Raw genomic sequence first — 26580 nt, 5'->3', positions numbered from 1 at the left:
TCCAAATTGTTATAAAATCATTCACTATCCAACTCAACCGAAGCGGTTGGGTCTATTAATCTTTGCCATAAATTGCAAACGACCGCACGGGTACTACGCCAGTCCGCTGCGCTGACTTGCATGGATTGATTTGCAAGGGCTAAACGGTGGCTTTCGGCACGTTCACTAAGATAGGCTCGAATTAATGCTGTGGCATCTTCACTGGATAAGCAGTCTGCTTTAGCAGCATCTTCTAATATTCTTACATTATCAGAATAATGGGCGAGATCGGGTTTCGTCCCGCTCCATGCAAGTACAGCATACTGTGCCATAAATTCGATATCGACGATACCACCTGCGTCCTGTTTTAAATGAAAAATACCATGTTTTTTTTGTTCAGAAGACGAACCTAGGTGGTCTTTCATTTTCTGACGCATTTTCAACACTTCTTCACGAACATAAGCCTCATCTCTAGATTGAGTCAATATCTCGCGGCGAAATATTTCAAATTTCTGGCAGAGCGCTTCATCGCCAGCAATAGAGCGTGCTCGAACTAATGCCTGATGCTCCCAAAGCCATGCACTTTTCAACTGATAGTGTTCATAGGCTTTCAGACTCGTTACCAATAAACCTGCCTCACCTGAAGGTCTTAAGCGTGTATCAATTTCATAGACACGACCATCTAGCGTTTGCGTAGTCATCAAAGACATAAACTTTTGAGCAACACGCATAGCAAATTCAAAGCCACTAATTGACTTGGTTCCATCCGTATCAGCTTGTTCATCTAGGTAATGAATAAAGACAAGGTCTAAGTCAGAACCATAGCCCAGCTCAATACCACCCACTTTGCCATAACCAATGACAGCAAAAGCTTTGTAGTCGAGTGAGCAGCGTTTCCCATCAACGTCCTTTGGGTAACCATGACGCTTCGCCACGGTCTGATAAGCTAAATGTAGGGTTGCATTAACACTCACTTCAGCAATATCAGTCAATGCATCAGATACTTTCATTAATGGGCTTTCAGCTAACACATCACTTGCAGCAACAGTGAGTACATTGCTCTTTTTAAACAGGCGAAGTGCTCGCATTTGGTCTTCGACCTGATCAATCTCAATACGAAGCAATTGCTGACGTAATGAATCTTCTAAATCCTTACGTTTTGGTAGCTCAAAGTCCATCGATAAAAATTCATCTAGTAGCACTGGATATTGAGTTAACTCTTCACAAATCCACGGACTCACTGTCGCCATTTTCACTAAGCGTTGCAGTGCCCCCTTACTTTCAATCAACATCACCAAATACACGGTTCGACGCATGACTGATTCAATCAGTGGCATTAAGCGCAACAGTGCAGTTTGTGGTTGTTCTGATTGTAAGATCGCTTCAATCAAATGAGGCCAAAATATTTTTAAACGCTGCACAGCATTTGAAGGGAGTTTTTTAAGTGCATGACCATGCCAAAACTCATGAATTAGATTTTTCGCATTGTCATCCAGCACTTCATCTAATTGCTGCTCTAACTGCCCAAAATTTTCAGTTGCTGCATTAGAGCTGGTATCTTCAATGAGTTGCTTAAATTGAACTTTTACTTTTTGACGTTTCTCATTAAGAACATCAAGAAACTCATTCCAGCTAGCGAAATCTAAGGTATCAATAATGCGTTGTCTTAAGTCCAATTCTTCTGGTAATAATTGGGTTTGCTGATCGTTGAGAGCTTGAATTGCATGTTCAACACGGCGTAAGAATAGGTAAGCATCTTCAAGTTCTAATACAGCTTGTTTTTCTAATAAGCCAGCTTCACCAATGTGCTCAAGACTAACTAAACATTGACGGTCTTGTAACTCACGTTTAGACCCGCCATAAATAAGCTGGAAGACCTGAACAATAAACTCAATTTCACGAATACCACCCGCTCCGAGCTTAATATCATCCTCAATATGACGACGTAAGACTTCGCGCTCAATCATCGCTTTCATATCACGCATGGCAGCAAAAGCAGTGTAATCGACATAACGACGAAATACAAAAGGACGTGTCATTTCCAATAAGTCTTGTCCTTCTTTTCCCCCAGTGACAACGCGCGCTTTAATCCATGCATAACGTTCCCACTCACGGCCATGTTGACTTAAATATTTTTCTAAAGCTGCATGACTAATCGCTAATGCCGAACCGTCTCCCCAAGGACGCAAGCGCATATCAACTCGAAATACAAAACCATCGGCAGTAATGTGTTCAAGCAAATAAATGAGTTTTTGTCCCCACAAAATACAGAACTGCTGTACATCAATACATTTGCGACCGTTGGTTTCACCTTGCTCATCAAAGGCAAAAATTAAGTCGATATCACTCGACAAGTTAAGCTCTTGAGCACCAAGTTTACCCATGGCAACAACAATCAAATCTTGAACTTTGCCAGAGTAACTCACAGGTTCACCGTGTTTCGCCACAAGTGTGACACGCGCAAAATCCTTTGCTGCACAAATACTGGCATCGGCAAAATCAGAAAGTTCACGAGTGAGTGTGACAACATCAGTCAGCTGATTGGCATCCTGCCAGATCCAGCGGAACATTAAACGGCTACGTAAAATGCGCATTCCGCGCATCCAAAGCGTTTCATCAGCAATCCCATCTAGCGTGGTCTGTACAAACTGGTAAATCTGTTTGGTCGAGAGCGGTGCAGTAAATTGATCTATTTGATAATCTTGTTCTAAAACAGCTTGATGCAAACCTAAAACTTGTTCTGCGTACTGACTGGCACGCAATGTTTTTTGTAACTGCTCCGCATTCATATAAAAAGCTCTTTTCCTCGTACTCTGTTTTTAGTTATAGCAGTTCGAGTAGTGGTAGGAAAAGGGATTAGACTAATTTTGCTTCTGATGAAGAATGATGTTCGGTATGTACTTCATGACTTTCTTGAGCTGAAGGTAATAGAACTTTAAATGTCGTTCCTACCCCTTCTTTAGAATCAACAGTAATTTGCCCCTGATTAATCTCGACAAAACGCTTGCAAAGACTCAAACCCAAACCAGCACCTTTTTCCCCTGCAGTGCCTTTAAAGCTAGCAGTAATACGTGGATGGAATAAATTTGCCATTTGTTGTTCGGTCATGCCCAGACCTGTGTCTCGAACAGTAATTTCTACATTTGTATCCGCTTGTTGAGCTTCAATAAAGACTTTGCCTGATCCATCAACATCGGTAAATTTCAGCGCATTTGACACCAAGTTTTGAATTACAGAGGTCATCATATTGATATCGGCGTAGATGTTTAAATCATCCGGAACACCATTCACCAGTTCAATATTTTTCTTTAAAGCTAATGTGTGCAGTACATCGCAAACGATATTGCTGACTTGTCTAAGCTTAAAATTAATTGGGTGATAAACAAAACGCCCTCCCTCGGCCATCGCCCATGTTAGTAAGCTTTCAAGCAAGTTATAGGTCGATTGTGAGGTGTCATATAAATAGTCTGCAATATTTTGAATACTAGATTCATCTAAAGTTTCACGCTCTTTAGCGAGTACCTCAGAAAATCCGAGCAATCCATGAAAAGGCGCACGTAAGTCATGCGAAATAATCGAGAAAAATTTTGTTTTACTCGAATTAAGTGCCACTTGTTGCTCGTATAATTCATTTAACTCTTCGTAGTTAAACTTCAACTCGACTTGTTGCATAAAACTAGAACAATAATCGAGCAATAATTGAATATCATCATCTTCAAATGTTGACGCATCATCATCGAAAAAGACAGCAAACCCCATTGAGGTTTTATCAGGGTGTAAAAGATGCACAGCCAATGCCCTGCTGCACTCAATATTAAATTCTTTTAAATAGTTGATTAAATTTTGATATGAGGGATGTGAATGATTAATCACCTGTTGTTTAGCAAAGCACTGCTTTAAATGTTTTGAAGGTTTAAATGATATGGCTGTCATGCCTTCAGGGCAACGGTGCCAAAAGTAGGGTTCCTGATTAAAAGTCAATAAGGCTTTTTTACAATTCAAAAGACGAAGACTAAACCGGAAAAATTGCTCGATGTAGTTCTGCTCGGCGTTTAATCCCAGCAACAGAGATATCCTACAAGCACTTAACTGCTCAACCTGATTTAGTTCTAAACGTTGGAATGTCATTGCCCGCCTCACAGATTTTGTCGTTTTTGGTCGGAACCGCTCTCAAGAAATGTACTTATAATCATTATGATCTACTACAAACTTTAACACAGTACATTAAAAGAGCAACGATCTTTTCAAAATAGAAATGTGAAGTTTCAATTAAAGGTTTTCAGATACATAAAGTGGGTATGCTTGAGGAAAATACAACAAATGTTTGAAGGTAGAGAGTTGTAAGATGTTAGAAATGCGAGTTCAGAATACTCGTAAAAGATGGTCAAAAAATATTATTTTGAGCACGAGGTTAGATTCTTACTCAGTTCCGCTTTTATCAAACGTGTTTGGTATTTAAACAAGAACTTCTTGAGCTTAAAAATGAAAGATTTTTATAAGCTCTAAATTTATAGCTAGAAATTCGAGTCCGACCCTCGAGATCAAATACTCATTTCATAATTTCTTAAGCTCTATCCACTTTTTATACCTAACAAAAAACCCCTAAGCCGTTAGCTTAGGGGTTTTCGTAGAATCATAAGATTCTGAATATGGTCCCGAGGGTCGGACTCGAACCGACACGTCATCTCTGACAGCGGATTTTGAGTCCGCCGCGTCTACCAATTTCACCACCTCGGGAGAGGAAGTATGTTTGTGTTGCGTATATTAGCGCGTTTGTAAAACTTGTCAAACCCTAAGTGAATATTATCGTTCACTTTTAGATCATTTAAACATTTTTCATGATTTAGGTCAGAAGCACAGCCATAAAAAAGTGAAAAAGTTTATACTAGGCCCAATTTTTGTGGTGTTTTTTCTCAAATATGCAACTGTCTGACTTTTCCTTTGAATTACCTGATGAACTTATTGCTCGTTATCCTCTCGAATCACGCAGTGCTTCGCGGTTGTTGCACCTAGATTCAAAGGGTCAATATCACGATCACATGTTCACAGACATTATCGATCTGTTCGAAGAAGGTGATTTGTTGGTGCTTAATGACACCAAGGTCATGAAAGCTCGACTTAAAGGAAAACGCTCTACAGGCGGTGCTATTGAGATTTTGGTTGAGCGTATGCTAAACCACACCACAGCATATTGTCATATCAAATCTAGCAACTCGCCTAAAGCGGGTGCAGAGCTTTTTGTTGGTGCAGATAATATTCCTGTGATTGTACGTGGTCGTCACGAAAATTTATTTGTGGTTGAGTTTTCACAGCCGATCTTGCCTGTTCTTGAGCAATATGGCCAGTTACCTATTCCGCCTTACTTTAACCGTGAAGCAGAAGAAATTGATACTGAACGCTATCAAACGGTTTTCCATAATCCAGAAAAAATTGCCAGTGTTGCCGCTCCTACTGCAAGCTTGCACTTTGACGAAGAGTTACTAGCAAAGTTAGAGCAAAAAAATGTTCAAAAATCTTTTGTGACTTTACATGTCGGTGCTGGCACATTTATGCCTGTTCGTACTGATGACATTACCAATCATGTCATGCACAGTGAATGGTGTGATGTTCCTCAAGAAACTATTGATTTAATTTTGGCGACTAAAGCAAGTGGTAATAAAGTGATTGCCATTGGTACAACCGCGACACGTGCTTTAGAAAGTGCAGCTCAAGCTCATGGCGGTAAAATTGCAGCTTGGACTGGCGACACACAAATCTTTATCTATCCGGGTTATGAGTTCTGCATCGTAGACCGTTTAATTACTAACTTCCATTTACCAGAGTCTACCCTGCTCATGTTGGTATCAGCACTTTCAAATCGAGACAACATTTTGACTGCTTATCAACATGCAGTTAAAAGCCGCTATCGTTTCTTTAGCTATGGCGATGCAATGTTGATTGATAAGTTAGAAGTTTAAAAATTAAATTCTGATCGATATTGTTAATCATCTATACACATCTTCTATAATAAGGATGCAAATATTTAGCAATATCGATTAGCTTTACCAAGTCGATTATAATCTTTATAAGCCTGAATTTTAGATATTTCCTTCATTAAAATATCTATGCCATAAAACCTATCCTTAGTTTCTCCAATCTTTTTATATAACAGCTACATTTAGTAGTAGAACTACGTCGCAGAATCAAGGAAAATAGCCCTCTTTTTAGCAGCGAACTGTTTCTTCGCCTCTGCTCGTGTTCAGGATTTTTAGATGAAGTTTGAAAAATTAGGTCAGTCGGGGCGCGCCCGTCGTGGTCGTTTAACTTTAGAACATGGTGTTGTTGAAACACCTGTTTTTATGCCAGTGGGGACTTACGGCACAGTCAAAGGCATGTTACCTCGTGACATCGAAGACATTCAGGCACAAATTATTTTAGGAAATACATTCCATTTATATTTGCGTCCGGGTCTTGAAGTGATTAAAGAACACGGCGGTTTGCATGACTTTATTAAATGGAATAAGCCAATTTTGACTGACTCTGGCGGTTTCCAGGTTTTTAGTCTTGGCGCAATGCGCAAAATCAAAGAGGAAGGTGTTACTTTCCGCTCACCGATTGATGGTTCAAAAGTATTTTTATCACCTGAAATTTCTATGGAAATTCAGCAGGTCTTGAACTCTGACATCGTTATGATTTTTGATGAGTGTACGCCTTACCCTGCGACACATGAAGAAGCTCAAAAATCATTGCAGCTTTCTTTACGCTGGGCAAAACGTTGTAAAACCCATCATCATGATGAGCTCAAAAATCACAATGCGTTATTTGGCATTATTCAAGGTGGCATGTATGAAGACTTACGCGATGAGTCTTTAAATGGCCTTTTAGAAATCGGCTTTGACGGTTACGCAATTGGCGGTTTATCTGTAGGTGAACCTAAAGAAGAGATGATCAAAGTTTTAGATTATCTACCGAATAAAATGCCGCATGACAAACCCCGTTATTTGATGGGCGTTGGTAAACCAGAAGATATCGTTGAAGCGGTGCGCCGCGGTGTCGATATGTTTGACTGTGTAATGCCGACTCGTAATGCTCGAAACGGTCATTATTTTGTCACTGATGGTCTGGTACGTATTCGTAATAGTAAATATCGCCATGATCAAAGTCCGCTCGATCCACATTGCGATTGCTACACTTGTAAGAACTTTACCCGTGCTTATCTATTCCATCTTGAAAAATGTGGAGAAATGTTAGCGTCTATGCTCGGTACTATTCACAACTTACGTTATTACCAACGTTTGACTGAAGGTATGCGTGATGCATTAGACAATGGCACATTTGACGAATTTGTTCAGGACTTTTATGCCCGTCGTGGTTTAGAAGTTCCACCATGTCCGGTTGATGAATAAGCCAGATTTGCGCTCAACCTCAAGACAAGGTAAATTGCAAAACGAATTAGGATTATGTCAGTTATCTGACTCATATTTTTAACTTTAGGAAATCAAAATGAGCTTTTTAATTTCTGCTGCTCATGCAGCACCGGCAGCTGGCCCAACTAATGGTATTTTGCCAAACATCTTGATGATTGTCGTATTCGTTGCAATCTTTTATTTCTTAATTTGGCGCCCTCAAGCAAAACGTGCTAAAGAACACCGTTCTTTGATCGAGAGCTTAGGTGTTGGTAGTGAAGTTGTTTTCGCTGGCGGTTTAATGGGCAAAGTAACCAAAATTGAAGGTGACTATGCAGTTGTTGAACTTAGCCGTGGTGTAGAAGTAAAAATTCAGCGTGCCAGCGTAATTTCAGTATTACCTGAAGGCACTCTAAATAACCTTTAATCATAAAACAGTCGTGCTTTAGCACGGCTTTTTCATTTAAGAAGAAAGCGAATGCGTTACCCTGCATGGAAATATTTACTGATTCTGGTTGTTCTGGTAATCAGTACATTATACGCACTGCCTAGTCTATATCCGGATGAGCCCGCTGTTCAAATTTCCGGTGCCAAAGCTGGTACCCAAATTGATCAAAGTGTGGTGAAAAAAGCAGAGCAAATTTTAAAAACAGCAAATATTGCGAGCCATGACAATACTTTTACAAATAATGCTGCCCTATTGCGTGTCAGTTCATCTGAAGCACAGTTAAAGGCAAAAGAAGTATTACGTCGTGACTTAGGTGATGAATATGTTGTCGCCCTAAACCTTGCACCAACCACACCGGAATGGCTGCAAAAGATTGGGGCAAAACCAATGAAACTTGGTTTGGACTTACGTGGTGGTGTCCACTTCTTGCTTGAAGTAGATATGGACAAAGCCGTTGCCCAACGTATGGAAACCTCTGCCACCGATTTGCGTCGTCAGTTCCGTGAAAACAAGATCAAATTTAACAGTCTTGCATTAACAAATAATGTGATCACTGTTCAATTTGCTGACAATGCTGACCGTGATGCAGCAATGGATTTTTTACGTCGTAATGGGAATGAATATACCCAACAGGCATTAGCAAGCTCTACAGGTTCTACTTTAAAGCTTACTTATACCGATGTACGTCGCCAAGAAATTCAGTCATATGCGGTAAATCAGAACTTAACAACATTACGTAATCGTATTAACGAACTTGGTGTTGCAGAAGCATTGGTACAAAGTCAGGGTAGCAACCGTATTGTTGTTGAATTACCGGGTGTACAAGATACAGCTGAAGCTAAACGTGTTTTAGGGCGTACTGCGAACCTCGAATTCCGTTTAGTTTCTGACTTAAATGATCAATATATCGATCCATATACGGGTAAATATAATGGTCAACCTTTACCTCCGGGCACAGAAGTTTTTGCTTATGAGTCTTTAGATAGCGGTCGTCAACTCTTGTTGCAACGTAACCGAATCTTGACTGGTGAGCGTGTTCAAAATGCAAGCTCTGGCTTTAGTCAGGACTCTGGCGGTGCCGAAGTAAATATTACGCTCGACAGCGCTGGCGGTAAGCTAATGTCCGATGCAACCCGTAATGCTGTTGGTAAACGCATGGCGGTATTGTTCATCGAGAACAAGCAAAAAATTAACTATGTCACAGATCCAAAAACTGGGGCACAAACAGAAGTTCGTACGCCATACACTGAGTCTGTAGTCATTAACGCTGCAACAGTTCAAGCTGTTTTAGGTTCGACTTTCCGTATTACCGGTTTAAGTTCTCCTCAAGAAGCATCTGAACTTGCATTAATGCTTCGTGCTGGTGCTTTGGCTGCGCCAATGTACTTTGTTGAAGAACGTGTAGTAGGTCCAAGCCTTGGTCAAGAAAACATTGATAAAGGTGTATTGTCTACTCAAATCGGCTTCTTGCTCGTTGCAATCTGGATGGTGGTTTTCTTCCGTGTATTCGGTTTAATTGCGAACTTTGCTCTTGTGTTTAACTTGGCAATGATTTTAACCGTGATGTCATGGATTGGAGCTTCCCTCACCTTACCGGGTATTGCCGGTATCGTTATTACCATTGGTATGGCGGTCGATGCGAACGTATTAATATGTGAGCGTATCCGAGAAGAAATGCTCTGGGGGGCCTCACCCAAACAGGCCATTGTGGCCGGTTATGATCGAGCCTATAACACCATTTTTGACTCGAACTTAACCACGTTCCTCGTTGCATTCATTCTGTTTGCAATTGGTACAGGCCCAATCAAAGGTTTCGCCGTGACATTAATGATCGGTATTATTTGTTCGATGTTTACTGCAATTACAGTAACTCGTGCAATCGTACAAATCATTTATGGCAAACGTCGTAATTTGAAAAAGTTGAGCATTTAAGGAGATCGATGATGACTAAAGTGACTCAACAAGATTCAAAACAATATGGTCGTCCGGATGATGCAAAAATCATCCCGTTCATGAAGATTGCCAAACCTGCAGCGATCTTCTCGATCCTTATTACTTTGGCAAGTATTTTCTTTATTGCGACTAAAGGTCTTAACCTCGGTTTGGACTTTACAGGTGGTGTTTCAGCTGAGCTTAACTATGCTCAACCAGCCAATCAGTCTGAAGTTATTCAGGCACTCGATAAAGCTGGTTTTAAAGATGCTGTAGTACAAACCTTAGGCAGTAATAAAGACTTACTTGTGCGCATGCCAGTACAAGAAGTTAAGGTTGAAGATCTTAATAACGCGATCACTAAGGCTGTACAATTACCAAATAATGCTGCCGAAGTTCATAAAGTGGACTCTGTAGGTGGCCAAGTTGGTAACGAGTTATATATTCGTTCTGCTGGTGCCGTTGCACTTGCACTTATCTTAATGTTGATCTACGTAACCATCCGTTTTGAGTTCAAACTCGCGATGGGTGCCGTAATGTCTTTATTCCATGACATCATCATTATTATTGGTGCTTTTGCATTATTCCAATGGCCATTTGACCTTACAGTGTTAGCTGCGGTACTTGCTGTTATTGGTTTCTCGCTTAACGATAACATTGTAGTGTCAGACCGTATCCGTGAAAATTTCCGTAAGATTCGCGGTGCGACTCCTCGTGAAATCGTCGATATTGCGTTAACTGAGACTTTACGTCGTACGATTCATACCTCAATGACGTTATTGCTGGTTGTACTAGCAATGATGTTCTTAGGTGGCGATGGTCTACACTGGTTCTCTGTGGCAATGTTTGTTGGTGTATTTGTTGGTACTTATTCTTCAATTTATATCGGTACTGCATTTGCATTGTGGCGTGGTCTTAACCGCCAAGACTTCATCGTTCAGGTTAAACCTGAATTTGAGGATGAAATTCCTTAAGCTGTCTAAAAAAAGACAAATAAAAAACCGCGATTCATTCGCGGTTTTTTATTTGATTCAAAAATTATTTACGGCGTAATGCATCCGAAATAGCTTCAACCAATTGTTGAGAAATTTCCTGTTTAGATGCTTTCTCCAACTCACGCTTTTTCATGTGATAGCTTTCAGCAAAGAAAACTGTCATCGCATTCTCATCAGAAGCAAACCCAATATCAGCACGTGATACATCGTTACACGCAATCATGTCTAATTTTTTAGCAACAAGTTTACCTGCCGCATATTCTTCAACATTTTGCGTTTCGGCTGCAAAGCCCACCATAAATGGACGTTTTTCCTGACCTGCGATTGTTGCCACAATATCCGGATTTTTAACAAGGGAAACATTCAACTCATCCCCTGCTTTCTTAATCTTATGCTCAGCAACTTCTGCTACGCGATAGTCTGCAACTGCGGCAGTGGCAATAAAAATATCGCAGCCTGTTTCTAGTGAACTCATACTGACGTCAAGCATTTGTCGTGCTGAGGCAACATTTACACGTTGAACACCATTTGGCGTATCTAAACTTACAGGTCCAGCAATCAAAGTCACTTGTGCACCAGCAGCATAACAAGCAGCGGCTAAAGCAAAGCCCATTTTGCCAGTACTATGGTTTGAGATATAACGAACAGGGTCAATCGCTTCACGTGTCGGCCCAGCAGTAATAACTACTCGCTTACCTGCCAACAGTCCAAATTTCTCAGCGATGGCACGTTGAGCTTGATGGAAATAGCCAGCGACTTGGCGAGCAATTTCTTCTGGCTCAGGCATACGGCCTAAGCCAACATCACCACAAGCCTGCTCACCCGCATCCGGCATGATCACATGTACGCCATCTTCGACTAAGGTTTGCAAATTACGTTGAGTTGCTTTAGCCGCCCACATTTGCTGATTCATCGCCGGAGCTACCCAAACAGGAGATTTTGTTGCCAAAAAAACTGTACTGAGTAAATCATCTGCCAAACCATTCGCAAATTTAGCCAATGTGTCACAGCTTGCAGGTGCGACTAGTAATAAATCAGCCCAACGTGCTAATTCAATATGTCCCATACCCGCTTCAGCCGCAGGGTCTAGAAGTTCAGTATGAACAGGATTACCAGAAAGAGCCTGAAAAGTTAGTGGGGTAATAAATGCCTGAGCACCATGTGTCATCACCACTCGCACGTCAAAGCCATAATCTTTGAGGCGGCGGACTAAGATGGCACTTTTATAGGCAGCAATTCCGCCAGTAACAGCTAAAACAATGTTTTTATGAGGAATAACGCTTAGATCAAAGCTCACGAACAGGATACCTTTCTGTTGCAGTGGCGCTCACAATAGCATTAAATACGCGCAGACCCAAGATTGATTGGGCAAACAAAATAAAATTTTAAGCGAATAATGCTGGGGAATATGAATACTTCTATTAAAAATTGGCCTGAACAAGAACGGCCAAGAGAACGGTTATTACAACAAGGTCCACAAAGTTTATCAGATGCTGAGCTACTCGCGATTTTTCTTCGCTCAGGTTCACGGCAATATTCAGCAGTCGAGTTATCTCGTTTACTCATTCAGCACTTCGGTAATCTTAATGCCGTGTTTGATGCCTCATTTAGTGAGTTAACTCAATTTAATGGCATTGGGGCAACGAAATATTCACAATTACTGGCAGTCAAAGAACTTGGACGGCGTTATCTCGATCATCACTTCCAGACAAATAATCTCAGCCTCCATTCATCAGATTTAGTTTTGGATTATCTGCGCTATGAATTAAAAGGTGAAAAACAAGAAGTCTTTGCTGTTTTGTGCCTAGATCCCGAATTAAGAAAGCTTCATTTTAAAAAGCTATTCTTTGGTTCAGTTCAGCATTGCGCAGTCTCAGTCAATCAAACCCTACGCTACGCCTTACAGCAACATGCTTGCCAGCTCGTGATTGCACACAATCATCCCTTTGGTTCAGCGCAGCCGTCTTCCGAAGATATTGCCTTAACTCAGCAACTTGAACAGGCTTGTCAGCTTGTCGAAATTCGTCTGCTTGACCACTTTATTATCTCACCAGAAGGGAGCTTTTCCTTTGCTGAACAACAACTGCTCAACCTAGCAACAATATCAGTTCAATGATATTGACAAAGTACTACTAAGCCTAGAAGATCAAAACAAAAATAGCGACGTTTAAAATAAAATGATTGTTCGGGAACAGCCTAGTATTTTCAAAGTATTATTCTCTTGGCGAGGCACAATTTTACCCAAAATTTTGCCATCCCTAGGCGTTGTGATGCTGATCTCGGCAATCATTGGTGGAGTGGAGTACATCAATCTTTATCGCTTTCCAGAGATTCCTTTGGTTGGCTTTACGCTCATTGGTGTCGTACTTTCAATCTTCCTAGGATTTAAAAATACTGCGTGTTATGACCGTTGGTGGGAAGCTCGAAAATTATGGGGCGTTCTCATTGCAACTTCACGCCATTTTGACCGTGACTGCCGTATTTTAACTCAAGCTCGCCGTGAGCGTGTTATTCAACATGTGATTGTTTTTGCTAATGTATTGCGTGACCGTTTACGTCGTCAGACGGCGAACCCAACTGAGTTAATTCAAACCAGTGGTATGAGTCAGCAAGCACTCACTCAACTCTACCAACAAAATAATGCCCCTCAGTACACGCTCAGTCTCATTCACTGGGAATTGTTGCAGGCTCTTAAAGAAGGTGAAATTTCTGACATCATTTATGCACAAATGAATAAAAATGTTTCAGATTTAAGCGTCGTACAAACTGGCTGTGACCGAATTGCCAATACACCCATTCCATTTGCCTATTCAGTTTTGCTTAACCGTACAGTCTATTTTTTCTGTTTTATGTTGCCGTTTAGTCTGGGTTCATTGCTTGGATTAGCAACACCTTTACTCGTCGGAATTTTGGCATACACATTTTTAGGTCTAGATGCACTAAGCTCTGAAATTGAAGAGCCTTTCGGTACTCAAAGTAATGATTTACCGCTAGATGCAATGGTACGTAGTATCGAGATTGAACTATTAGGGACTCTTGGTAAACCTACCCCACCGCCCATTCAGGCTCAAGATAACAACTTACTCTGAGCTCGATTAAAGAAAACGTTCCCAAATCCCATGCTGATTATCAGTGGGTTTAGGCGTATTTCCTAGTTTAATCCATGGCATATTTTCACCATGAAAATCACTGCCAATTGAAACTGCCAACTGATATTGTTCAATCATTCGATCAATCATCTGGCGAGTAGATAGAGGTTCCATTGGTGGAGGTAACTCAATTGCGTCTCCACCTGATGTCGCAAATAATTCAATTAAATAACGAACGTTAGTTGCAGATAAATCATAACGGGTCGGGTGTGCTAATACTGCGAAACCTTTACTTTGATGAATCACATCAATGGTTTCTTTTAAGCCTAGTCCTTCAAACTTTACAAAAGCACGTTTTCCTTCTTTTAAGAAACGATCAAATGCTTGTTGAGGACGAGTCACGACATTTTTCTCGACCAATGTTTTAGCAATGTGAGTTCTTGTTACCCTATCCGGCTGATTTTCTACTTTGGCAAGAACATCATCATAAATCTGAAAACCAATACATTTTTCTAATAGCTCACAAATCACTTTAGCTCTTTGCGCCCTAATTCTTTTTTGTTGTTCTAATGCTTCTAAAATTGGTGCTTCATCTTGCATATTTAAAGCAACAATATGTACACCATAACTCTTCTTAGTGGTTGGGCGCGACCACTGGCTAGAAATCTCTGCGCCAGAAATAATATTTAAATCATGACCTTGTGCAGCATTTTTTGCACGCTGCAACCCATCCATTGTATCGTGGTCAGTCAAAGCCAACGTATGCAAGTTCACATCTATAGCAGCTTGCACCAGCAATTCTGGAGACAAAGTTCCATCAGAAATATTGCTATGTGTATGTAAATCTATGCCTTGCATCTTTTATACTATGCCATTCGCCAAACCTGATCAGATACTCTAACATGAAAGCACTTCTGGACTTTGTTCCATTAATTATTTTCTTCTATTTATATAAAACAGTTGATCCAACTGACACCCAGCATCCTTTACTGAAACTGATCGGGTCTGCTGGTGGTGCCGATAATAATAATATTCTTGTAGCGACGACTGGCTTAATTATTTCAATGCTTGTGGTATATGGTGCCTTATTCGTTTTCCAAAAATTCCGTCTTGATAAACAACAGTGGTTTGTATTGTTTATGACTGTCATTTTTGGTGGTATCACCCTCATGTTAAGTGACGATTTCTATATTCGTCTCAAAGCTGCGATTTTAAATTTAGTTTTCGCAGGCGCATTCTTGGTTTCACCTTGGTTTGGTAAAGACCGTAAACCGCTCATTCAACGCTTATTTGACCCGATTTTAGATTTGAGTGAAAAAGGTTGGAAAAACCTCAATTTTGCTTGGGCTGCGATGTTTGTTGTGATGTCTTGTCTGCATGTATTCTTCGCATTTTTATTTCACGGTGGAAAATATTGGGGCGAATTTACTGCATTTGGTGACATGATCGTGATGTTTTCATTTATCATTATTCAGTTCATTATTTTACGCAAACATTTTAAGTCACCAGACGCTTAAAGTGCTTCCAGATTGATTATAGAGATACGATTACATGCCTTTTTTTGTTCTAAGCTGTACCGATAACGAAGGAACTTTAGAAAAACGCTTGGCAGTACGCCCTCAGCATATCGAACGCTTACAAAAACTCGATGATGAAGGCCGCCTTGTTACAGCGGGTGCTATGCCAAAAGATCCTAATGATCCGCAAGCAGGCTTCTATGGTAGCACCATGATTGTTGAATTCGACAGTCGCGAAGCATTAGATGAATGGTTAAAAGAAGAACCATTTCTTAAAGAAGGCATTTATGCTCACGTTGATGTAAAACCGTTTAATAAAGCATTTCCAAAAGGGTAATCGCATGCAGCTTGCAATCAAAAGCTTTCTTGGCTTGTGTTTGATATGTTCAACTGCTGGAGCAGTTGAACCTGCTGCGACACCAGCAACTCCTTCCCCAAGTGCGCCTTCAACTCAAGCCGCTAAACCAGCTCCAACATCTGCAACTGGAGTCAAAACAGCAGCGACGACAGCACCAACTGCAACACAACCACTTACAGCAGAACAGCTCGCAAAGAACAAGCAACAGCAAGATGCAAAAATCAAAGCCTTAGTTCAAGATCAAGCATCTCGCTTAAAACAGCTAGAACATGCCAACCTTGAAGCATTGGCTCAGAACCAAGAGTTACAGCTAAAAAATGATAATCTCTCTGTTCAGGTTCAAGTCTTACAAAGTGAACGAAGTGCGCAAATGTTTTTATATGGTGCTGTTACCTTAGCGGGTGGTGTATTGCTAGGTTTCTTTATTGCTAGTTATATTCATACAAAACGTCGACGCCAGTGGTAATACCAAGCGATCTATTAAATTCAATGAACGTATCAAACCGTATCCAAACAGCAGAGCTGGACTGGGAATTTGTCGATGGTATCGAGATTCCCATTTCTAAACAATTTGGTGATGTCTACTTTTCTAAAGATAATGGCCTATTTGAAACACGACATGTTTTTCTAAATGGTAACGACTTATCAGAACGATTAGCCAATCTAAAAGATTTTGAATATTTCAGTGTAGGAGAAACCGGTTTTGGTACAGGTTTAAATATTCTTGCACTCTGGCAACTTTGGCAACAAGTTCGCCCTAATAATCAAAGCCATTTACATGCAATTAGCGTGGAAAAATTTCCATTAAGTAAAGCTGATCTTATTCGCGCTTTAAATGTCTGGGATGAACTTAAACCGCTTGCAGAGCAGTTAATTGAACAATATCCCCTGCCTATTGCCGGATGTCATCGTTTAACTTTCCCTAAAGAACGTTTTAGCATCGATTTATGGCTTGGAGATGCGCAAGAAATTTTTCCAAGCATGGCTAAAACTAAAGCTGTGAATGCCTGGTTTTTAGATGGCTTTGCACCGTCTTGCAACCCAGACATGTGGGAACAGAATGTTTTAAATAATATTGTCCGTCTTTCAGGTTATGGCACTACCTTTGCCTCTTTTAGTGTTGCTGGCATTCTAAAACGTGGACTCAAAGCACATGGTATTGATATTTCTCGTCCACGTGGTTTTGGCCATAAACGAGAAATGCTCAAAGCAGTCTGGAATCTGCCTGAATCTGATGAAGGTTCCACAGAATTAGGGCAAACTCATGCATTGGCTACAGAGCAACAGCATATTGCGATTATAGGGGCTGGTGTAGCAGGTTTAAGCACGGCGTGGGCATTTGCAGCACGTGGCCACCAAGTGACCTTATACGAGCAAACAAATGCATTATCGGGTGCCTCTGGAAACCCTTTGGCATTACTTAATCCGAAACTATGCCCAATTGAACAAAGTCATGAACATCTCATGACCTTAAGTTGGCAACATGCTTTAAATTTTTATAAAAATTTTAATGCATTCCGTCCACTTCAAATTCAACAAATTGCATTGAAAAATGCAGAAGAACTTCTCGATTTGGTAAATCAGTATCCAGCTCAAGTTGTTACCCACTCAGCGAACTCACTTGAAACTGATTATTCAAGCATATTACTAACTGAGGCTGGTTCCGTTTCACCACATCAATTACGTGATGAAATTTTGCAGCATCCATGTATCAATCTCAAAATTGCCCATGTCACAGCACTTGTTTCTTGTGAAAATAAAGTTCAATTGCAAACCAATAATCAAGTTATTGCAGAAGCAGATCATGTCGTTGTGTGCTGTGCTCGAGAAAGTGCTGCTTTATTTGACAGCTATCCGCAGTTAAAACCAATACGTGGACAAGTGAGCTGGGTTGATAATACGTTTGCCCCTTTACCTTTAAATGAAGCGTATAGCTATGGCGGCTATTGCATGCAACTTGATGCCTCACAGATGATTTTGGGTGCGTCTTTCTACCCAAATCGTGAAGATCAAGATGTACTTCCCGAAGACCATGTGCATAACTTTGAATTAATCCACAGTGTATTCCCTGAATATGCTGAAAAGTTACCATCACTTTCGGCATGGCAAGGGCGTGCATCTATACGGGCACAAAGCTTGGATTATTTTCCTCTGGTTGGAAAAATGCAGGAGAATAGCCGAATTGCTACTTTTGCTGGGCTTGGCTCTAAAGGTTTCTTATTTGCCCCGCTGTGCAGTGAAATCTTAGTTGCTCAAATATTAGGAGAAGCTTGTCCAGTACCAGACCGCTTATTACAAAAATTGAATCCTCAACGGTTCCAAAAGAAAGTGAAACCTAAAAAGCCTTATTTTAAACCGCAATAATTCATTTCAATAAAAAAGCACCCGAAGGTGCTTTTTTTATGCGCCCTGCTCTAGAGGCAAGCCAGCATCACGAGCTGCACGTGTCCCGCCCATCAGCACGACATATTCACGCGAGGCATCCAATCCTTCTAGTTTCTCAGCTGCACGAGGAGCTTTGCTACCACCACCACATAAAATATAAATCGGCTGACCCGCAGAGACCTGGTTCAAAATATCAGCATTCAAATCATTAATTGGGCGATTCACCGCACCTTTAACATGCCCTTCTGCATAAGCATTAGTATCACGGACATCCCAGATAACAGCATTTTCTGGGAATTCAAATGTTGTAATTTCTTGTTTACGGATCATTGTGCACTCCTTTGATGTAAACAACACTTGGCAAATGAAGAAAACCCTCTTAGCATCTCAAATATTCTTTCACTTTGTAAAGGTCTAAACTATGCCTTCTTTCGATATTGTCTCTGAATTAGAGTTATTTGAAGTTAATCATGCTGTACAAAACACACAAAAAGAGATTGCAACACGCTTTGACTTCCGTGGTCACGATGTTTCTATCGAATTAAATGAAAAAAATAAAGAAATCAAAATCAGTACTGAAAGTGATTTCCAGTGTGAACAAGTTTATAACATGTTAGAAAATCATTTTTATAAACGTAAAATTGATGTTCAAGCACTTGATCCACAAAAAGCTGCGGCTTCTGGCAAAAACTTTGTACAAGTCATTAAACTTAAAGATGGTCTTGACTCTGATACTGCAAAAAAAATTAATAAAGCCATTAAAGAAAGTGGCGTTAAAGTGCAATCTTCTATTCAAGGCGACAAAATTCGTGTGACAGATAAGAAGCGTGACACCTTACAACAAGTCATGACTTTTTTACGTGAACAACAATTCGGTGTGCCATTACAGTTTAATAACTTTAAAGATTAATATCTTGTCGGCCATTTAAAGCTAAGGTAATCCCATGTCTCAATCCAACCGTCTATCAAAACTGGTAAAAGCAACTTCAAAATTCCCTAAAGGCATTCGGAGCACGCTTTGGAGCAAGGCGTTTGGTCGTATCGTGCCGATGGTGGGTACAGCAAATATCCGCTATCTAGAAGTAGACTCAAACCACGTTACTGTCCGTTTAGATAACCAAAAAAATATGCAAAATCATATTAAAGGAGTGCATGCCGCGGCTATGGCTCTTTTAGCAGAAACTGCAACAGGTTTTCTAACTGGTTTACATATTCCTGATAATCGTATTTTATTAATCAAATCATTACATGTCGATTATTTAAAAGTGGTTGAAGGCGGTTTGACTGCTACAGCGACATTGTCTGCTGAACAACAAAAGTTTATTGCAGATAATGAGAAAGGTGAACTTGTGATTCCTGTTACTGTGATTGATGATGCAGGCAATGAACCAATTCAATGCCAAATGCTCTGGGCATGGTTACCTAAACGTAAGAAATAATAACTAATCTAAAGTATTTTTAGACGGTTATTTACCTCAAGATATAAAACTAATATTTTGTATCTTGAGGTTAAAAATGAAAAAAATATTAATTCTTTCCTCTTTATTTACCAGTTTAATATTTACAACAATAACGGCTCACGCGACTGAACCCAGCATTAAAACCAGTAAAGTAACTTCGGCTAAATCAGAAGCTATTGATAAAGTAAGTGCTCAAAACAAAAGAATAGTGACCGACTTTTATGAAGGTGTCTTTTTAAAACATAAAGTTAAAGAATATGCAGACCGCTATATTGGTCAACAATACATTCAGCACAATCCTAATGTTCCAGATGGGAAAGCACCTTTCGTTAATTTCTTCACTGAAAAATTCCAAAAGAATCCGCAAGCTAAAAATGAGATTAAACGTGCGATTGCTGAAGGCAATCTTGTCGTTTTACATGTCCATTCGACTGAAAATGAAAAAGATCGAGGAAGAGCAATTGTTGATATATTCCGTGTTGAAAATGGAAAAATCGTAGAGCATTGGGATGTGATACAAAATATTCCTGAGCAAAGCAAAAATACAAATACGATGTTTTAATTTCTAAAAACTAGTTTTTCTTTTGAATAAAAATTAAAGCCTGAATACTAAGATTCAGGCTTTCTGATTCTTATTGAGTTTCCAAAAACTTTTGTTTCGCTTCTTCAGGTATTTGACGCTTATTACCTTTTACATCTACTGCTACAAAGGTAAAGACTCCTTCAGTAATGCGTATTGGTTCACGAGAGTCATCATGACTATCCCAAACTTCAATTTGCATCTGAATAGAAGTATTTCCAACTTTTAAGATCTTGGTATAGCAGCTAATGACAAAGCCAACTTTTACCGGAACCAAAAAGGTCATTTGATTAATAGAAATCGTAGCACAGCGACCACGACTGAAACGTTCTGCGTGAATTGCTCCAGCCAAGTCCATTTGTGACACAATCCATCCACCAAATACATCACCACTCCAGTTTGTATCTGCTGGCATGGCAATCGTTTGTAAGGATAAAATTCCTTCTGGTTTGGTATAAGCTTCTGACACCTTAGCTCCCGAAATTCGTTTGAAGTTGTTGATCGAGCCACTGTTGCAATTCAGGCGCACGTAATGCACCGCTAATACGCGCGACCTCTGTCGTTTTATTCATTAAGACAAGTGTCGGAATACTTCTCACATGAAAAGCTTGGCTCAAGCGAGGAGATTCTTCGGTATTAATCTTGGCAAAGATAACGCCTGGATTCTGTTTTGCGACCTGCGCAAAATGTGGAGCCATCATTTTACAAGGTCCACACCATTCTGCCCATAAGTCTATAAGAATAGGTAGATCACTATTGGTGATGTAGTTACTAAAATTTTGCTCATTTAGCTCAATTGGTGCAAGCGGTAGTAATGGCTGATGACATTGCCCACAGCTTGGTTGCTCTGGAAGTTTTTCTTCAGGAACTCGGTTTTTAGCACCACACGATGCACATACAATAATCATTTACATCACTCCTATATGCTGATGTAAAAATTCTAATTGGGTTGTCACTGCTTTTTCAAACCATGAACCGTGATAGATATCAAAATGTTTCATATCCCATTCATGATAACTCACAAAAGGCGCAATATTTGTCGCAGCTTCACGGCTTGACTCAATAGGAATAAGCGAATCTTTTTGAGCAGCAATAAATAAAACAGGAATATTAATCTGGCGCACAACTTGGATTGGACGGTATCGCATCAGATTAAAAAAGACACGAGCAGGAACTTCCCCACTCCAATAATAATCAGGATTTACAATCGATAAATAGCCATAATAACTATCAGCCGTAGGCATAAAGCATAAGTTATGTTGATCAACAACAGGTAATCTCTTTGGATTAAGCCCCATCTTTGATCCCATATAATCCTGACTCGATAGCTTTAATGCTTGGGGATAGCGCTGCAAAGGATAGAGCTTGGCAGTTTCAGCACCATCTACATAAGGAATTTGTACTAAAACCGCTTGAATATTCTTTAACTCAGAAGCTAAGCTTAGTGCATATCCCCCACTTAAAGAAGTTCCCCAAAGCACAATCCTTCGGTTATCTACAAATTTACAAGTCGAAGCGTACTGAATCACCGTCTTCCAATCTTCTAATTGTGAATTGATGGAGACCATTTCTCTAGGCTTGCCAGTACTGCCACCCCAACATCTGTAATCAAATAAAATAACAGCGTAACCTGCTTGAGCAAATCGCTGGGCATACTGAATAAGTTTAAATTGACGCAATCCGGCAAAACCATGCGCCATGATAATTACCGCAGATTTATTATTTGTTTTTGGAATATAAAAGTCGGCTGCGATCATTTCCTGATCACATGGAACATATAAAGGCTCAACCGTATAAGCGTGCATATGTGCTCCGTGGCATTATGGTCGAAGTAATAAATTTACAAAAAACATCCTGATCGCCTTTTAAAAATCTAGAGCTGTTCTATGACATAAGTTTTATCTATGTAGGAACAACGTTTTAGTGTCTTGTATCTCAGGTTAAGCTTAATGCTATGATACAGCATAAGAGGTTTTGTTAAATTTTGGAGTGACGAAATGTCAGATAATGTTGGTTTCGCAGGTCAAATTGGTCCAGAACACGTTGGCCAAGTTGTAGAAAAAGGATTTAAATCTATTATTAATAACCGACCAGATATGGAAGGCGGCCCAGAACAACCTACAAGCGCTCAGATTGAAGAAGCAGCACGTCAAGTAGGCTTAGACTATGTTTATCAACCTGTTGTAGCTGGACAGATTACTGAGCTAGATGTACGTACTTTTGCTAATCATTATAATGAATTGCCAAAACCTGTACTCATGTTCTGCCGTACAGGAAACCGTTCAAATAATCTATATCAATTAGCAAAACAAATGGATTTATTAGACGATTAAATTATTGGATGAGCCAACGAGAAGCTCTATTTTTCCTAAAAAGTAGAGCTTTTATTAATAAAAAGAATATATACAACTGTATCAACTCAACAGATATATAAATAATTTTCAGCTAAAGTATTCAAATCACATTAAATTTCTCAGTTCTCTTATGAATAAACTTATATTTTTATTGGTCAGTTGTCTTATTCTTAATGCATGTTCATCTATGCAGGTCCGACCTACCGTAGGTGTTAGTATGGGAACACAACTCTAAAAAAGAAGCAGCTTAAATGCTGCTTCTTTTTATATTAATTACCATTTGAACAATTTGGATCTATTCCATATGGGCTTTCTATATTTGGCCCATTAAGATCAGTAAGATTAACATCTTTCGATAAATAACCTAAAGTTAAAGATGTAGATCCTTTAATTAAACTTCCCGAAACTGTAGATTTAGCAGTTAACTGAACAGTTAACCATGATGCATAAATTTTAGGATATTGAATTTTAAGATCAAAACGTCCATTTGCATCTGTCGTATATTTATTATTGGTTGCAGCGGTACCTGCACTGTTGATATACGATACAACTTGGACTGTAGAATTTTCTTTAAGCGGCTTTAATTGATTAATAACGTCCCCATTCACATTTACAGCTTGGACTGGTGATGTACAGGCTGTTCTAATAACAGGAAGATATTCATCTGGTTTACCATCAGTTGGATTAGAAGTATCAACAAACCCATATCGACCCTTATAATACGCAAGAGCATTAACGCCCATGACTACATCTTGATTGGGTATCGGTTTACCATCCACATCAGTCACTTGTACTGAAATATTTTTATAGTAGTAGACTCCATCACTTGAATCTTCCATTGTGGTCGGATTATATGCTACGGCAATAGCGCCTACTGCTACTGGTACATCAGAATTAACCACATCAATTTTATAAGTATAAATTTTTGTAGATTGGCCAAAGTTTGCTTCTAAAACAAGATCATCTGTTACGAACTGAGCAGCACTATATGATGAAGTTCTTTGATTTTCACTAAAAGATAAAGTATAGGTGATCTGACCATTTGCATCAGTTTGTGTCGCATTAGGAGTAAATTTGACACCATTTAAAACTGAATTTCTAACTTTAAGTGTAATCGCTTGGTTTGCTAAAGTTGCACCATTTGCATCTACAGCTGTTAATGTGACGGTTGTTTGATCACCTCTAACATTTAGAGAGGTTTTTGTAGCATCAAACAATACAATACTCGTAGTATCAGCTTCGACAGTACTGTTGCTACCTGTTACTGTCACTGTCTGTTCTTGAGTAAGCGTACCATTATTCGTAGAGACTTTTAATTTAAAACCATTTTTCACCAACTCATTTATCGAACTTGATGTTTTTGGTGTTTTTATAATGTATATAGCATTACCTGCCGCATCAGTAGTTTGAGTAGATACGCCGTCTATAGATACGTTATTTGTTGGATCATCTAATTCCAAAGTGACATTAGCACCAGCAACACCGCCTTTATTCTTATCTAAAGCTCTAACAGTAACAGTTAAAGTATCATTCGTTGCAGCAACTGATAATTTATCTAGTTCTATCTTTAAAGCTGTAGCAGTCGCTTGCTGAGATCCGCTATTATTACTTCCAGATGATGAGTTACTATTTGATGAACCATTTTGGTAATAGCCATCACCGCCTCCCCCGCCACAACTTGCTAACATAATTGACACAGCAATAGCCGACAACTTTAAGGTAAGTTGTTTTTTATACATACTTTTCATTTCCCCAATCTTTCCTAAAGGTATAAGATTTTTTAATTATTTATATTATTAGTGTAATCATATTCACCATACTCTGTAAACATAAATTACATTGTGTTTTATTATGTAACTTATTAAGTGAAAAACTTATAGATATTGGAATTTATAATGTTCGATATTATTATCATTGGCGCAGGTACTGCTGGTATTAGCGCATACCAAGAAGCCGTTAAACATACCAACAATATTTTAATTATAAATGATGGACCATGGGATACCACTTGTGCCCGTGTAGGCTGTATGCCAAGTAAAGTTCTCATCTCTACAGCAAACCGTATGTTTGACATTCAAAATGCTCAAGAGGTTGCTTTAGATGTATCTGCAAATATTAATACTGATCAAGTGATGCAGCATGTACAAACTTTACGTAACAGATTTACACAAGCAACTTTAAAAGATGTAGATCAATGGCCGACTGAGCATAAAATTTCTGGCAAAGCATATTTTATTGATGCACAAACTGTAGAAGTTAACGGAAAACGGTATAAATCAAAAAGTTTTATTCTGGCTGTTGGTTCAACTCCTAATTATGATCAAATTTGGAAGCAAGAATTAGGAAACCGGCTTATAACAACAGACCAAATATTTGAGTTAAAAACACTTCCTAAATCTATTGCTGTAATTGGTAGTGGTGTGATCGCTCTTGAGATCGCACAAGCTATGCATCGTCTAGGTGTAGAAACAACAATCTTCGCTCGCAGTAAACGAATTGGAATCCTAACTAGTTCTAGACTTCAACAGCTTGCTCAAAAAGAGCTAGGAAAAGAATTAACAATTCTATTCGAGACTTTACCGAGTGAAGTTAAATGCAGTCAGGAAAACGCTGTATTAACTTACCAATTTGATGAAACAGAGAAAACTCTCGAAGTTGAATATGTTTTAGCTGCAACCGGCCGTACAAGTTTAATTGATACTTTAAAACTAGAAAATATTGATAATTCATTCAAAGATATTAAGTTATTACCTGTAAATGCTAAAACTAAGCAGCTAGATACATATCCAATTTTTGTTGTCGGTGACGCTTACACTTCAACACCACTACAACATGAAGCAGCTCATGAAGGTAAAAAAGTTGTTTATAACTGCTTAAATTATCCGCAGGTAAACTCAGTTAAGACACTTACTCCATTAGGAATTGTCTTTAGTCATCCTGAAATGGCGATCGTAGGTCAAAGTTATAAGCAATTAAAAGATGAAGGTATAGATTTTATTACAGGCGAAGCCTCTTATGAACGACAAGGAAGAGCTATAGTTCTTGGAAAAAATAAAGGTGCTATTGAAGTTTATATAGAACGAAAAAGCCAAAAGCTTCTAGGTGCTGAGCTATTTACAGAAGCAACTGAACATATGGCCCATTTATTAAGCTGGATAATCGGTGAAGAATTAACGCTAAATGATATTCTAGAGAAACCCTTTTATCATCCGACTTTAGAAGAAGGTCTTCGCACTGCTCTAAAGCATGCGCGTAGACAACTGAAATAATCGATTTTAGAAGAGCTCTTTATTAATAAAAATTGGCTCTTCTCTACTTCACATTGCTTTAATTAATTCATTTGATGGGAAATAACCGCAACTAATGAAGCATTCTTTTCAGATGAACTAGTATATATCCATGTTTCTAAAGCCTTCCCATTTTTAGAAATAATATAATTTGTTGTGGTCAAATTCTTATCTTTATATACTTCTTTTTTATAAGTTAGGCCCGTAGATTCTGGAGGTAGCCAGCTTTCTAAATTCTTCTGAATTTCAGTTGAATTTCCTTTATTTATAAATAATGAACATACGCCATTATCGAGTTGAGTAATAACAAATTTTCCTTCAGAGGAACTTATCATCCATGCATGACCATTATAATCTTTTAAAAAATGTGCAGCATATTCATTAGGCATTTGGATAAATCCCATATTTTTTGCTTGTTTATTTATTAATTCAGGATTTCCTCTAGAACTTACACAAATATTTAAAAAGGCTTTTGTACTATACAAACTTTTCACAGTTTCATTAGCATATATAGAACTACAACTGAGTGTTATAGCCAATATAAAGGAAAATATTTTAAATTCTGAAAATTTCATTATTAATACTCTTGTTATCATTTTAAATAATGTGATTTATATCATAATTCATTCTAAAGTTAGTCGGGGATTTAGATTTTTTTATCGCAATAAAGAAACACCCCCACTCTTGCGAACGGGGGTGTTTAGAATAATGAGCTGGCGATGACTTACTCTCACATGGGTAACCCCACACTACCATCAGCGCTAAGAGGTTTCACTTCTGAGTTCGGGAAGGGATCAGGTGGTTCACTCTT

Annotated in this window: 26 protein-coding genes, 1 tRNA gene and 1 rRNA gene; 16 read left to right on the top strand and 12 right to left on the bottom strand. The window is 39.1% G+C overall.

Translation table 11 applies throughout. From position 1 onward, the window contains the following. Positions 1-17 precede the first annotated feature (17 nt). From glnE to ACTJJH_RS08325, 3 genes are all read right to left on the bottom strand, one after another. Complete coding sequence (gene glnE, locus ACTJJH_RS08335) at positions 18-2768, bottom strand: bifunctional [glutamate--ammonia ligase]-adenylyl-L-tyrosine phosphorylase/[glutamate--ammonia-ligase] adenylyltransferase (RefSeq protein WP_440600985.1); 2751 nt, start codon at positions 2766-2768, stop codon at positions 18-20. Positions 2769-2835: 67 nt separating this feature from the next. Then, positions 2836-4107, bottom strand: coding sequence for a sensor histidine kinase (locus ACTJJH_RS08330; RefSeq protein ID WP_440600984.1), 1272 nt, complete (start codon positions 4105-4107; stop codon positions 2836-2838). Positions 4108-4629: 522 nt separating this feature from the next. Next, positions 4630-4716, bottom strand: a tRNA-Leu gene (locus ACTJJH_RS08325). Between the two features lie 182 nt (positions 4717-4898). On the opposite strand from ACTJJH_RS08325, the gene queA reads away from it, so the two are divergent. The 5 genes from queA (at position 4899) to secF (ending at position 10718) form a co-directional block, all read left to right on the top strand. Continuing rightward, positions 4899-5936, top strand: coding sequence for a tRNA preQ1(34) S-adenosylmethionine ribosyltransferase-isomerase QueA (gene queA, locus ACTJJH_RS08320; RefSeq protein WP_440600983.1), 1038 nt, complete (start codon positions 4899-4901; stop codon positions 5934-5936). A 294-nt stretch (positions 5937-6230) separates the two neighbouring features. Next, positions 6231-7364, top strand: a complete 1134-nt coding sequence (gene tgt, locus ACTJJH_RS08315) for a tRNA guanosine(34) transglycosylase Tgt (protein ID WP_002116306.1) — start codon at positions 6231-6233, stop codon at positions 7362-7364. Between the two features lie 97 nt (positions 7365-7461). Further along, positions 7462-7791: a preprotein translocase subunit YajC gene (yajC, locus tag ACTJJH_RS08310; RefSeq protein ID WP_002116168.1), complete on the top strand. Its 330-nt coding sequence runs from the start codon at positions 7462-7464 to the stop codon at positions 7789-7791. 51 nt (positions 7792-7842) lie between these two features. Then, positions 7843-9744 (top strand): protein translocase subunit SecD, encoded by a 1902-nt coding sequence (gene secD / locus ACTJJH_RS08305; RefSeq protein ID WP_002116237.1) that lies wholly within the window; start codon positions 7843-7845, stop codon positions 9742-9744. Between the two features lie 8 nt (positions 9745-9752). After that, positions 9753-10718, top strand: a complete 966-nt coding sequence (gene secF, locus ACTJJH_RS08300) for a protein translocase subunit SecF (protein ID WP_016802533.1) — start codon at positions 9753-9755, stop codon at positions 10716-10718. Positions 10719-10782: 64 nt separating this feature from the next. On the opposite strand, the gene coaBC is transcribed toward secF, so the two are convergent. Further along, positions 10783-12036, bottom strand: a complete 1254-nt coding sequence (gene coaBC, locus ACTJJH_RS08295; RefSeq protein WP_002116235.1) for a bifunctional phosphopantothenoylcysteine decarboxylase/phosphopantothenate--cysteine ligase CoaBC — start codon at positions 12034-12036, stop codon at positions 10783-10785. A 99-nt stretch (positions 12037-12135) separates the two neighbouring features. Here coaBC and radC point away from each other — a divergent pair, with 99 nt between their 5' ends. Then, positions 12136-12855, top strand: a complete 720-nt coding sequence (gene radC, locus ACTJJH_RS08290) for a RadC family protein (protein WP_002116331.1) — start codon at positions 12136-12138, stop codon at positions 12853-12855. A 61-nt stretch (positions 12856-12916) separates the two neighbouring features. Then, positions 12917-13828 carry a bestrophin family protein gene (locus tag ACTJJH_RS08285; RefSeq protein ID WP_005072669.1) on the top strand — a complete coding sequence of 304 codons (912 nt, stop codon included), beginning with the start codon at positions 12917-12919 and terminating at the stop codon, positions 13826-13828. Positions 13829-13834: 6 nt separating this feature from the next. Here the strand turns inward: ACTJJH_RS08285 and ACTJJH_RS08280 are convergent, their stop codons facing one another. Further along, positions 13835-14686: a PHP domain-containing protein gene (locus ACTJJH_RS08280; RefSeq protein ID WP_206217036.1), complete on the bottom strand. Its 852-nt coding sequence runs from the start codon at positions 14684-14686 to the stop codon at positions 13835-13837. Positions 14687-14730: 44 nt separating this feature from the next. Here ACTJJH_RS08280 and ACTJJH_RS08275 point away from each other — a divergent pair, with 44 nt between their 5' ends. Genes ACTJJH_RS08275 through mnmC form a run of 4 tightly spaced genes read left to right on the top strand, consistent with a single transcriptional unit; the run spans position 14731 to position 18067 of the window. Next, complete coding sequence (locus ACTJJH_RS08275) at positions 14731-15345, top strand: septation protein IspZ (RefSeq protein WP_005064166.1); 615 nt, start codon at positions 14731-14733, stop codon at positions 15343-15345. Positions 15346-15379: 34 nt separating this feature from the next. Then, on the top strand, positions 15380-15682 hold the full coding sequence (locus ACTJJH_RS08270; RefSeq protein ID WP_002116400.1) for a YciI family protein: 303 nt from the start codon (positions 15380-15382) through the stop codon (positions 15680-15682). Between the two features lie 4 nt (positions 15683-15686). Beyond that, positions 15687-16169, top strand: coding sequence for a hypothetical protein (locus tag ACTJJH_RS08265; RefSeq protein ID WP_002116073.1), 483 nt, complete (start codon positions 15687-15689; stop codon positions 16167-16169). Positions 16170-16192: 23 nt separating this feature from the next. Beyond that, positions 16193-18067, top strand: coding sequence for an FAD-dependent 5-carboxymethylaminomethyl-2-thiouridine(34) oxidoreductase MnmC (gene mnmC, locus ACTJJH_RS08260; RefSeq protein ID WP_440600982.1), 1875 nt, complete (start codon positions 16193-16195; stop codon positions 18065-18067). A 36-nt stretch (positions 18068-18103) separates the two neighbouring features. Here mnmC and ACTJJH_RS08255 read toward each other — a convergent pair whose 3' ends face one another. Continuing rightward, positions 18104-18418 carry a rhodanese-like domain-containing protein gene (locus ACTJJH_RS08255; RefSeq protein WP_002116171.1) on the bottom strand — a complete coding sequence of 105 codons (315 nt, stop codon included), beginning with the start codon at positions 18416-18418 and terminating at the stop codon, positions 18104-18106. Between the two features lie 91 nt (positions 18419-18509). On the opposite strand from ACTJJH_RS08255, the gene ACTJJH_RS08250 reads away from it, so the two are divergent. From ACTJJH_RS08250 to ACTJJH_RS08240, 3 genes are all read left to right on the top strand, one after another. Then, positions 18510-18998 carry a YajQ family cyclic di-GMP-binding protein gene (locus tag ACTJJH_RS08250; RefSeq protein ID WP_002051423.1) on the top strand — a complete coding sequence of 163 codons (489 nt, stop codon included), beginning with the start codon at positions 18510-18512 and terminating at the stop codon, positions 18996-18998. Between the two features lie 34 nt (positions 18999-19032). Continuing rightward, positions 19033-19527: a DUF4442 domain-containing protein gene (locus ACTJJH_RS08245; RefSeq protein ID WP_005804736.1), complete on the top strand. Its 495-nt coding sequence runs from the start codon at positions 19033-19035 to the stop codon at positions 19525-19527. Between the two features lie 76 nt (positions 19528-19603). After that, on the top strand, positions 19604-20110 hold the full coding sequence (locus ACTJJH_RS08240; RefSeq protein ID WP_032056729.1) for a nuclear transport factor 2 family protein: 507 nt from the start codon (positions 19604-19606) through the stop codon (positions 20108-20110). Between the two features lie 70 nt (positions 20111-20180). On the opposite strand, the gene ACTJJH_RS08235 is transcribed toward ACTJJH_RS08240, so the two are convergent. From ACTJJH_RS08235 to ACTJJH_RS08225, 3 genes are read right to left on the bottom strand one after another with little or no spacing between them, the layout of a single operon-like run. Continuing rightward, on the bottom strand, positions 20181-20597 hold the full coding sequence (locus tag ACTJJH_RS08235; protein WP_002116010.1) for an acyl-CoA thioesterase: 417 nt from the start codon (positions 20595-20597) through the stop codon (positions 20181-20183). Between the two features lies 1 nt (position 20598). Further along, positions 20599-21036, bottom strand: a complete 438-nt coding sequence (trxC, locus tag ACTJJH_RS08230; RefSeq protein WP_005050212.1) for a thioredoxin TrxC — start codon at positions 21034-21036, stop codon at positions 20599-20601. Beyond that, complete coding sequence (locus ACTJJH_RS08225; protein ID WP_130120015.1) at positions 21037-21933, bottom strand: alpha/beta hydrolase; 897 nt, start codon at positions 21931-21933, stop codon at positions 21037-21039. A gap of 192 nt (positions 21934-22125) precedes the next feature. Between ACTJJH_RS08225 and ACTJJH_RS08220 the strand changes: the two genes are divergently transcribed. Then, positions 22126-22461, top strand: a complete 336-nt coding sequence (locus ACTJJH_RS08220) for a TIGR01244 family sulfur transferase (protein ID WP_002116083.1) — start codon at positions 22126-22128, stop codon at positions 22459-22461. Between the two features lie 290 nt (positions 22462-22751). Here ACTJJH_RS08220 and ACTJJH_RS08215 read toward each other — a convergent pair whose 3' ends face one another. After that, entirely contained in the window at positions 22752-24230 is a 1479-nt protein-coding gene (locus ACTJJH_RS08215) for an Ig-like domain-containing protein (RefSeq protein WP_075383770.1), read from the bottom strand. A 147-nt stretch (positions 24231-24377) separates the two neighbouring features. On the opposite strand from ACTJJH_RS08215, the gene ACTJJH_RS08210 reads away from it, so the two are divergent. Next, positions 24378-25751 (top strand): dihydrolipoyl dehydrogenase, encoded by a 1374-nt coding sequence (locus ACTJJH_RS08210; protein ID WP_075383771.1) that lies wholly within the window; start codon positions 24378-24380, stop codon positions 25749-25751. A 62-nt stretch (positions 25752-25813) separates the two neighbouring features. Here the strand turns inward: ACTJJH_RS08210 and ACTJJH_RS08205 are convergent, their stop codons facing one another. Together ACTJJH_RS08205 and rrf are read right to left on the bottom strand one after the other, a co-directional pair. Then, positions 25814-26344 carry an NMCC_0638 family (lipo)protein gene (locus ACTJJH_RS08205; protein ID WP_017400291.1) on the bottom strand — a complete coding sequence of 177 codons (531 nt, stop codon included), beginning with the start codon at positions 26342-26344 and terminating at the stop codon, positions 25814-25816. A 136-nt stretch (positions 26345-26480) separates the two neighbouring features. After that, positions 26481-26580, bottom strand: a 5S ribosomal RNA gene (gene rrf / locus ACTJJH_RS08200); the annotation flags it as partial.

It is taken from the genome of Acinetobacter sp. 22301, from assembly GCF_052045285.1.
Lineage (GTDB): Bacteria > Pseudomonadota > Gammaproteobacteria > Pseudomonadales > Moraxellaceae > Acinetobacter > Acinetobacter pittii.
The sequence above is the reverse complement of the archived record's forward strand: the minus strand, read 5'-3'. Positions and strand labels throughout refer to the sequence as shown.

What these genes read in the sequence shown, in the direction of transcription:
- glnE (WP_440600985.1), bottom strand. Translation starts at nt 2,768, where the DNA reads ATGAATGCGGAGCAGTTACAAAAAACATTGCGTGCCAGTCAGTACGCA.
- ACTJJH_RS08330 (WP_440600984.1), bottom strand. Translation starts at nt 4,107, where the DNA reads ATGACATTCCAACGTTTAGAACTAAATCAGGTTGAGCAGTTAAGTGCT.
- queA (WP_440600983.1), top strand. Translation starts at nt 4,899, where the DNA reads ATGCAACTGTCTGACTTTTCCTTTGAATTACCTGATGAACTTATTGCT.
- tgt (WP_002116306.1), top strand. Translation starts at nt 6,231, where the DNA reads ATGAAGTTTGAAAAATTAGGTCAGTCGGGGCGCGCCCGTCGTGGTCGT.
- yajC (WP_002116168.1), top strand. Translation starts at nt 7,462, where the DNA reads ATGAGCTTTTTAATTTCTGCTGCTCATGCAGCACCGGCAGCTGGCCCA.
- secD (WP_002116237.1), top strand. Translation starts at nt 7,843, where the DNA reads ATGCGTTACCCTGCATGGAAATATTTACTGATTCTGGTTGTTCTGGTA.
- secF (WP_016802533.1), top strand. Translation starts at nt 9,753, where the DNA reads ATGATGACTAAAGTGACTCAACAAGATTCAAAACAATATGGTCGTCCG.
- radC (WP_002116331.1), top strand. Translation starts at nt 12,136, where the DNA reads ATGCTGGGGAATATGAATACTTCTATTAAAAATTGGCCTGAACAAGAA.
- ACTJJH_RS08285 (WP_005072669.1), top strand. Translation starts at nt 12,917, where the DNA reads ATGATTGTTCGGGAACAGCCTAGTATTTTCAAAGTATTATTCTCTTGG.
- ACTJJH_RS08280 (WP_206217036.1), bottom strand. Translation starts at nt 14,686, where the DNA reads ATGCAAGGCATAGATTTACATACACATAGCAATATTTCTGATGGAACT.
- ACTJJH_RS08275 (WP_005064166.1), top strand. Translation starts at nt 14,731, where the DNA reads ATGAAAGCACTTCTGGACTTTGTTCCATTAATTATTTTCTTCTATTTA.
- ACTJJH_RS08270 (WP_002116400.1), top strand. Translation starts at nt 15,380, where the DNA reads ATGCCTTTTTTTGTTCTAAGCTGTACCGATAACGAAGGAACTTTAGAA.
- ACTJJH_RS08265 (WP_002116073.1), top strand. Translation starts at nt 15,687, where the DNA reads ATGCAGCTTGCAATCAAAAGCTTTCTTGGCTTGTGTTTGATATGTTCA.
- mnmC (WP_440600982.1), top strand. Translation starts at nt 16,193, where the DNA reads ATGAACGTATCAAACCGTATCCAAACAGCAGAGCTGGACTGGGAATTT.
- ACTJJH_RS08255 (WP_002116171.1), bottom strand. Translation starts at nt 18,418, where the DNA reads ATGATCCGTAAACAAGAAATTACAACATTTGAATTCCCAGAAAATGCT.
- ACTJJH_RS08250 (WP_002051423.1), top strand. Translation starts at nt 18,510, where the DNA reads ATGCCTTCTTTCGATATTGTCTCTGAATTAGAGTTATTTGAAGTTAAT.
- ACTJJH_RS08245 (WP_005804736.1), top strand. Translation starts at nt 19,033, where the DNA reads ATGTCTCAATCCAACCGTCTATCAAAACTGGTAAAAGCAACTTCAAAA.
- ACTJJH_RS08240 (WP_032056729.1), top strand. Translation starts at nt 19,604, where the DNA reads ATGAAAAAAATATTAATTCTTTCCTCTTTATTTACCAGTTTAATATTT.
- trxC (WP_005050212.1), bottom strand. Translation starts at nt 21,036, where the DNA reads ATGATTATTGTATGTGCATCGTGTGGTGCTAAAAACCGAGTTCCTGAA.
- ACTJJH_RS08225 (WP_130120015.1), bottom strand. Translation starts at nt 21,933, where the DNA reads ATGCACGCTTATACGGTTGAGCCTTTATATGTTCCATGTGATCAGGAA.
- ACTJJH_RS08220 (WP_002116083.1), top strand. Translation starts at nt 22,126, where the DNA reads ATGTCAGATAATGTTGGTTTCGCAGGTCAAATTGGTCCAGAACACGTT.
- ACTJJH_RS08215 (WP_075383770.1), bottom strand. Translation starts at nt 24,230, where the DNA reads ATGAAAAGTATGTATAAAAAACAACTTACCTTAAAGTTGTCGGCTATT.
- ACTJJH_RS08210 (WP_075383771.1), top strand. Translation starts at nt 24,378, where the DNA reads ATGTTCGATATTATTATCATTGGCGCAGGTACTGCTGGTATTAGCGCA.
- ACTJJH_RS08205 (WP_017400291.1), bottom strand. Translation starts at nt 26,344, where the DNA reads ATGAAATTTTCAGAATTTAAAATATTTTCCTTTATATTGGCTATAACA.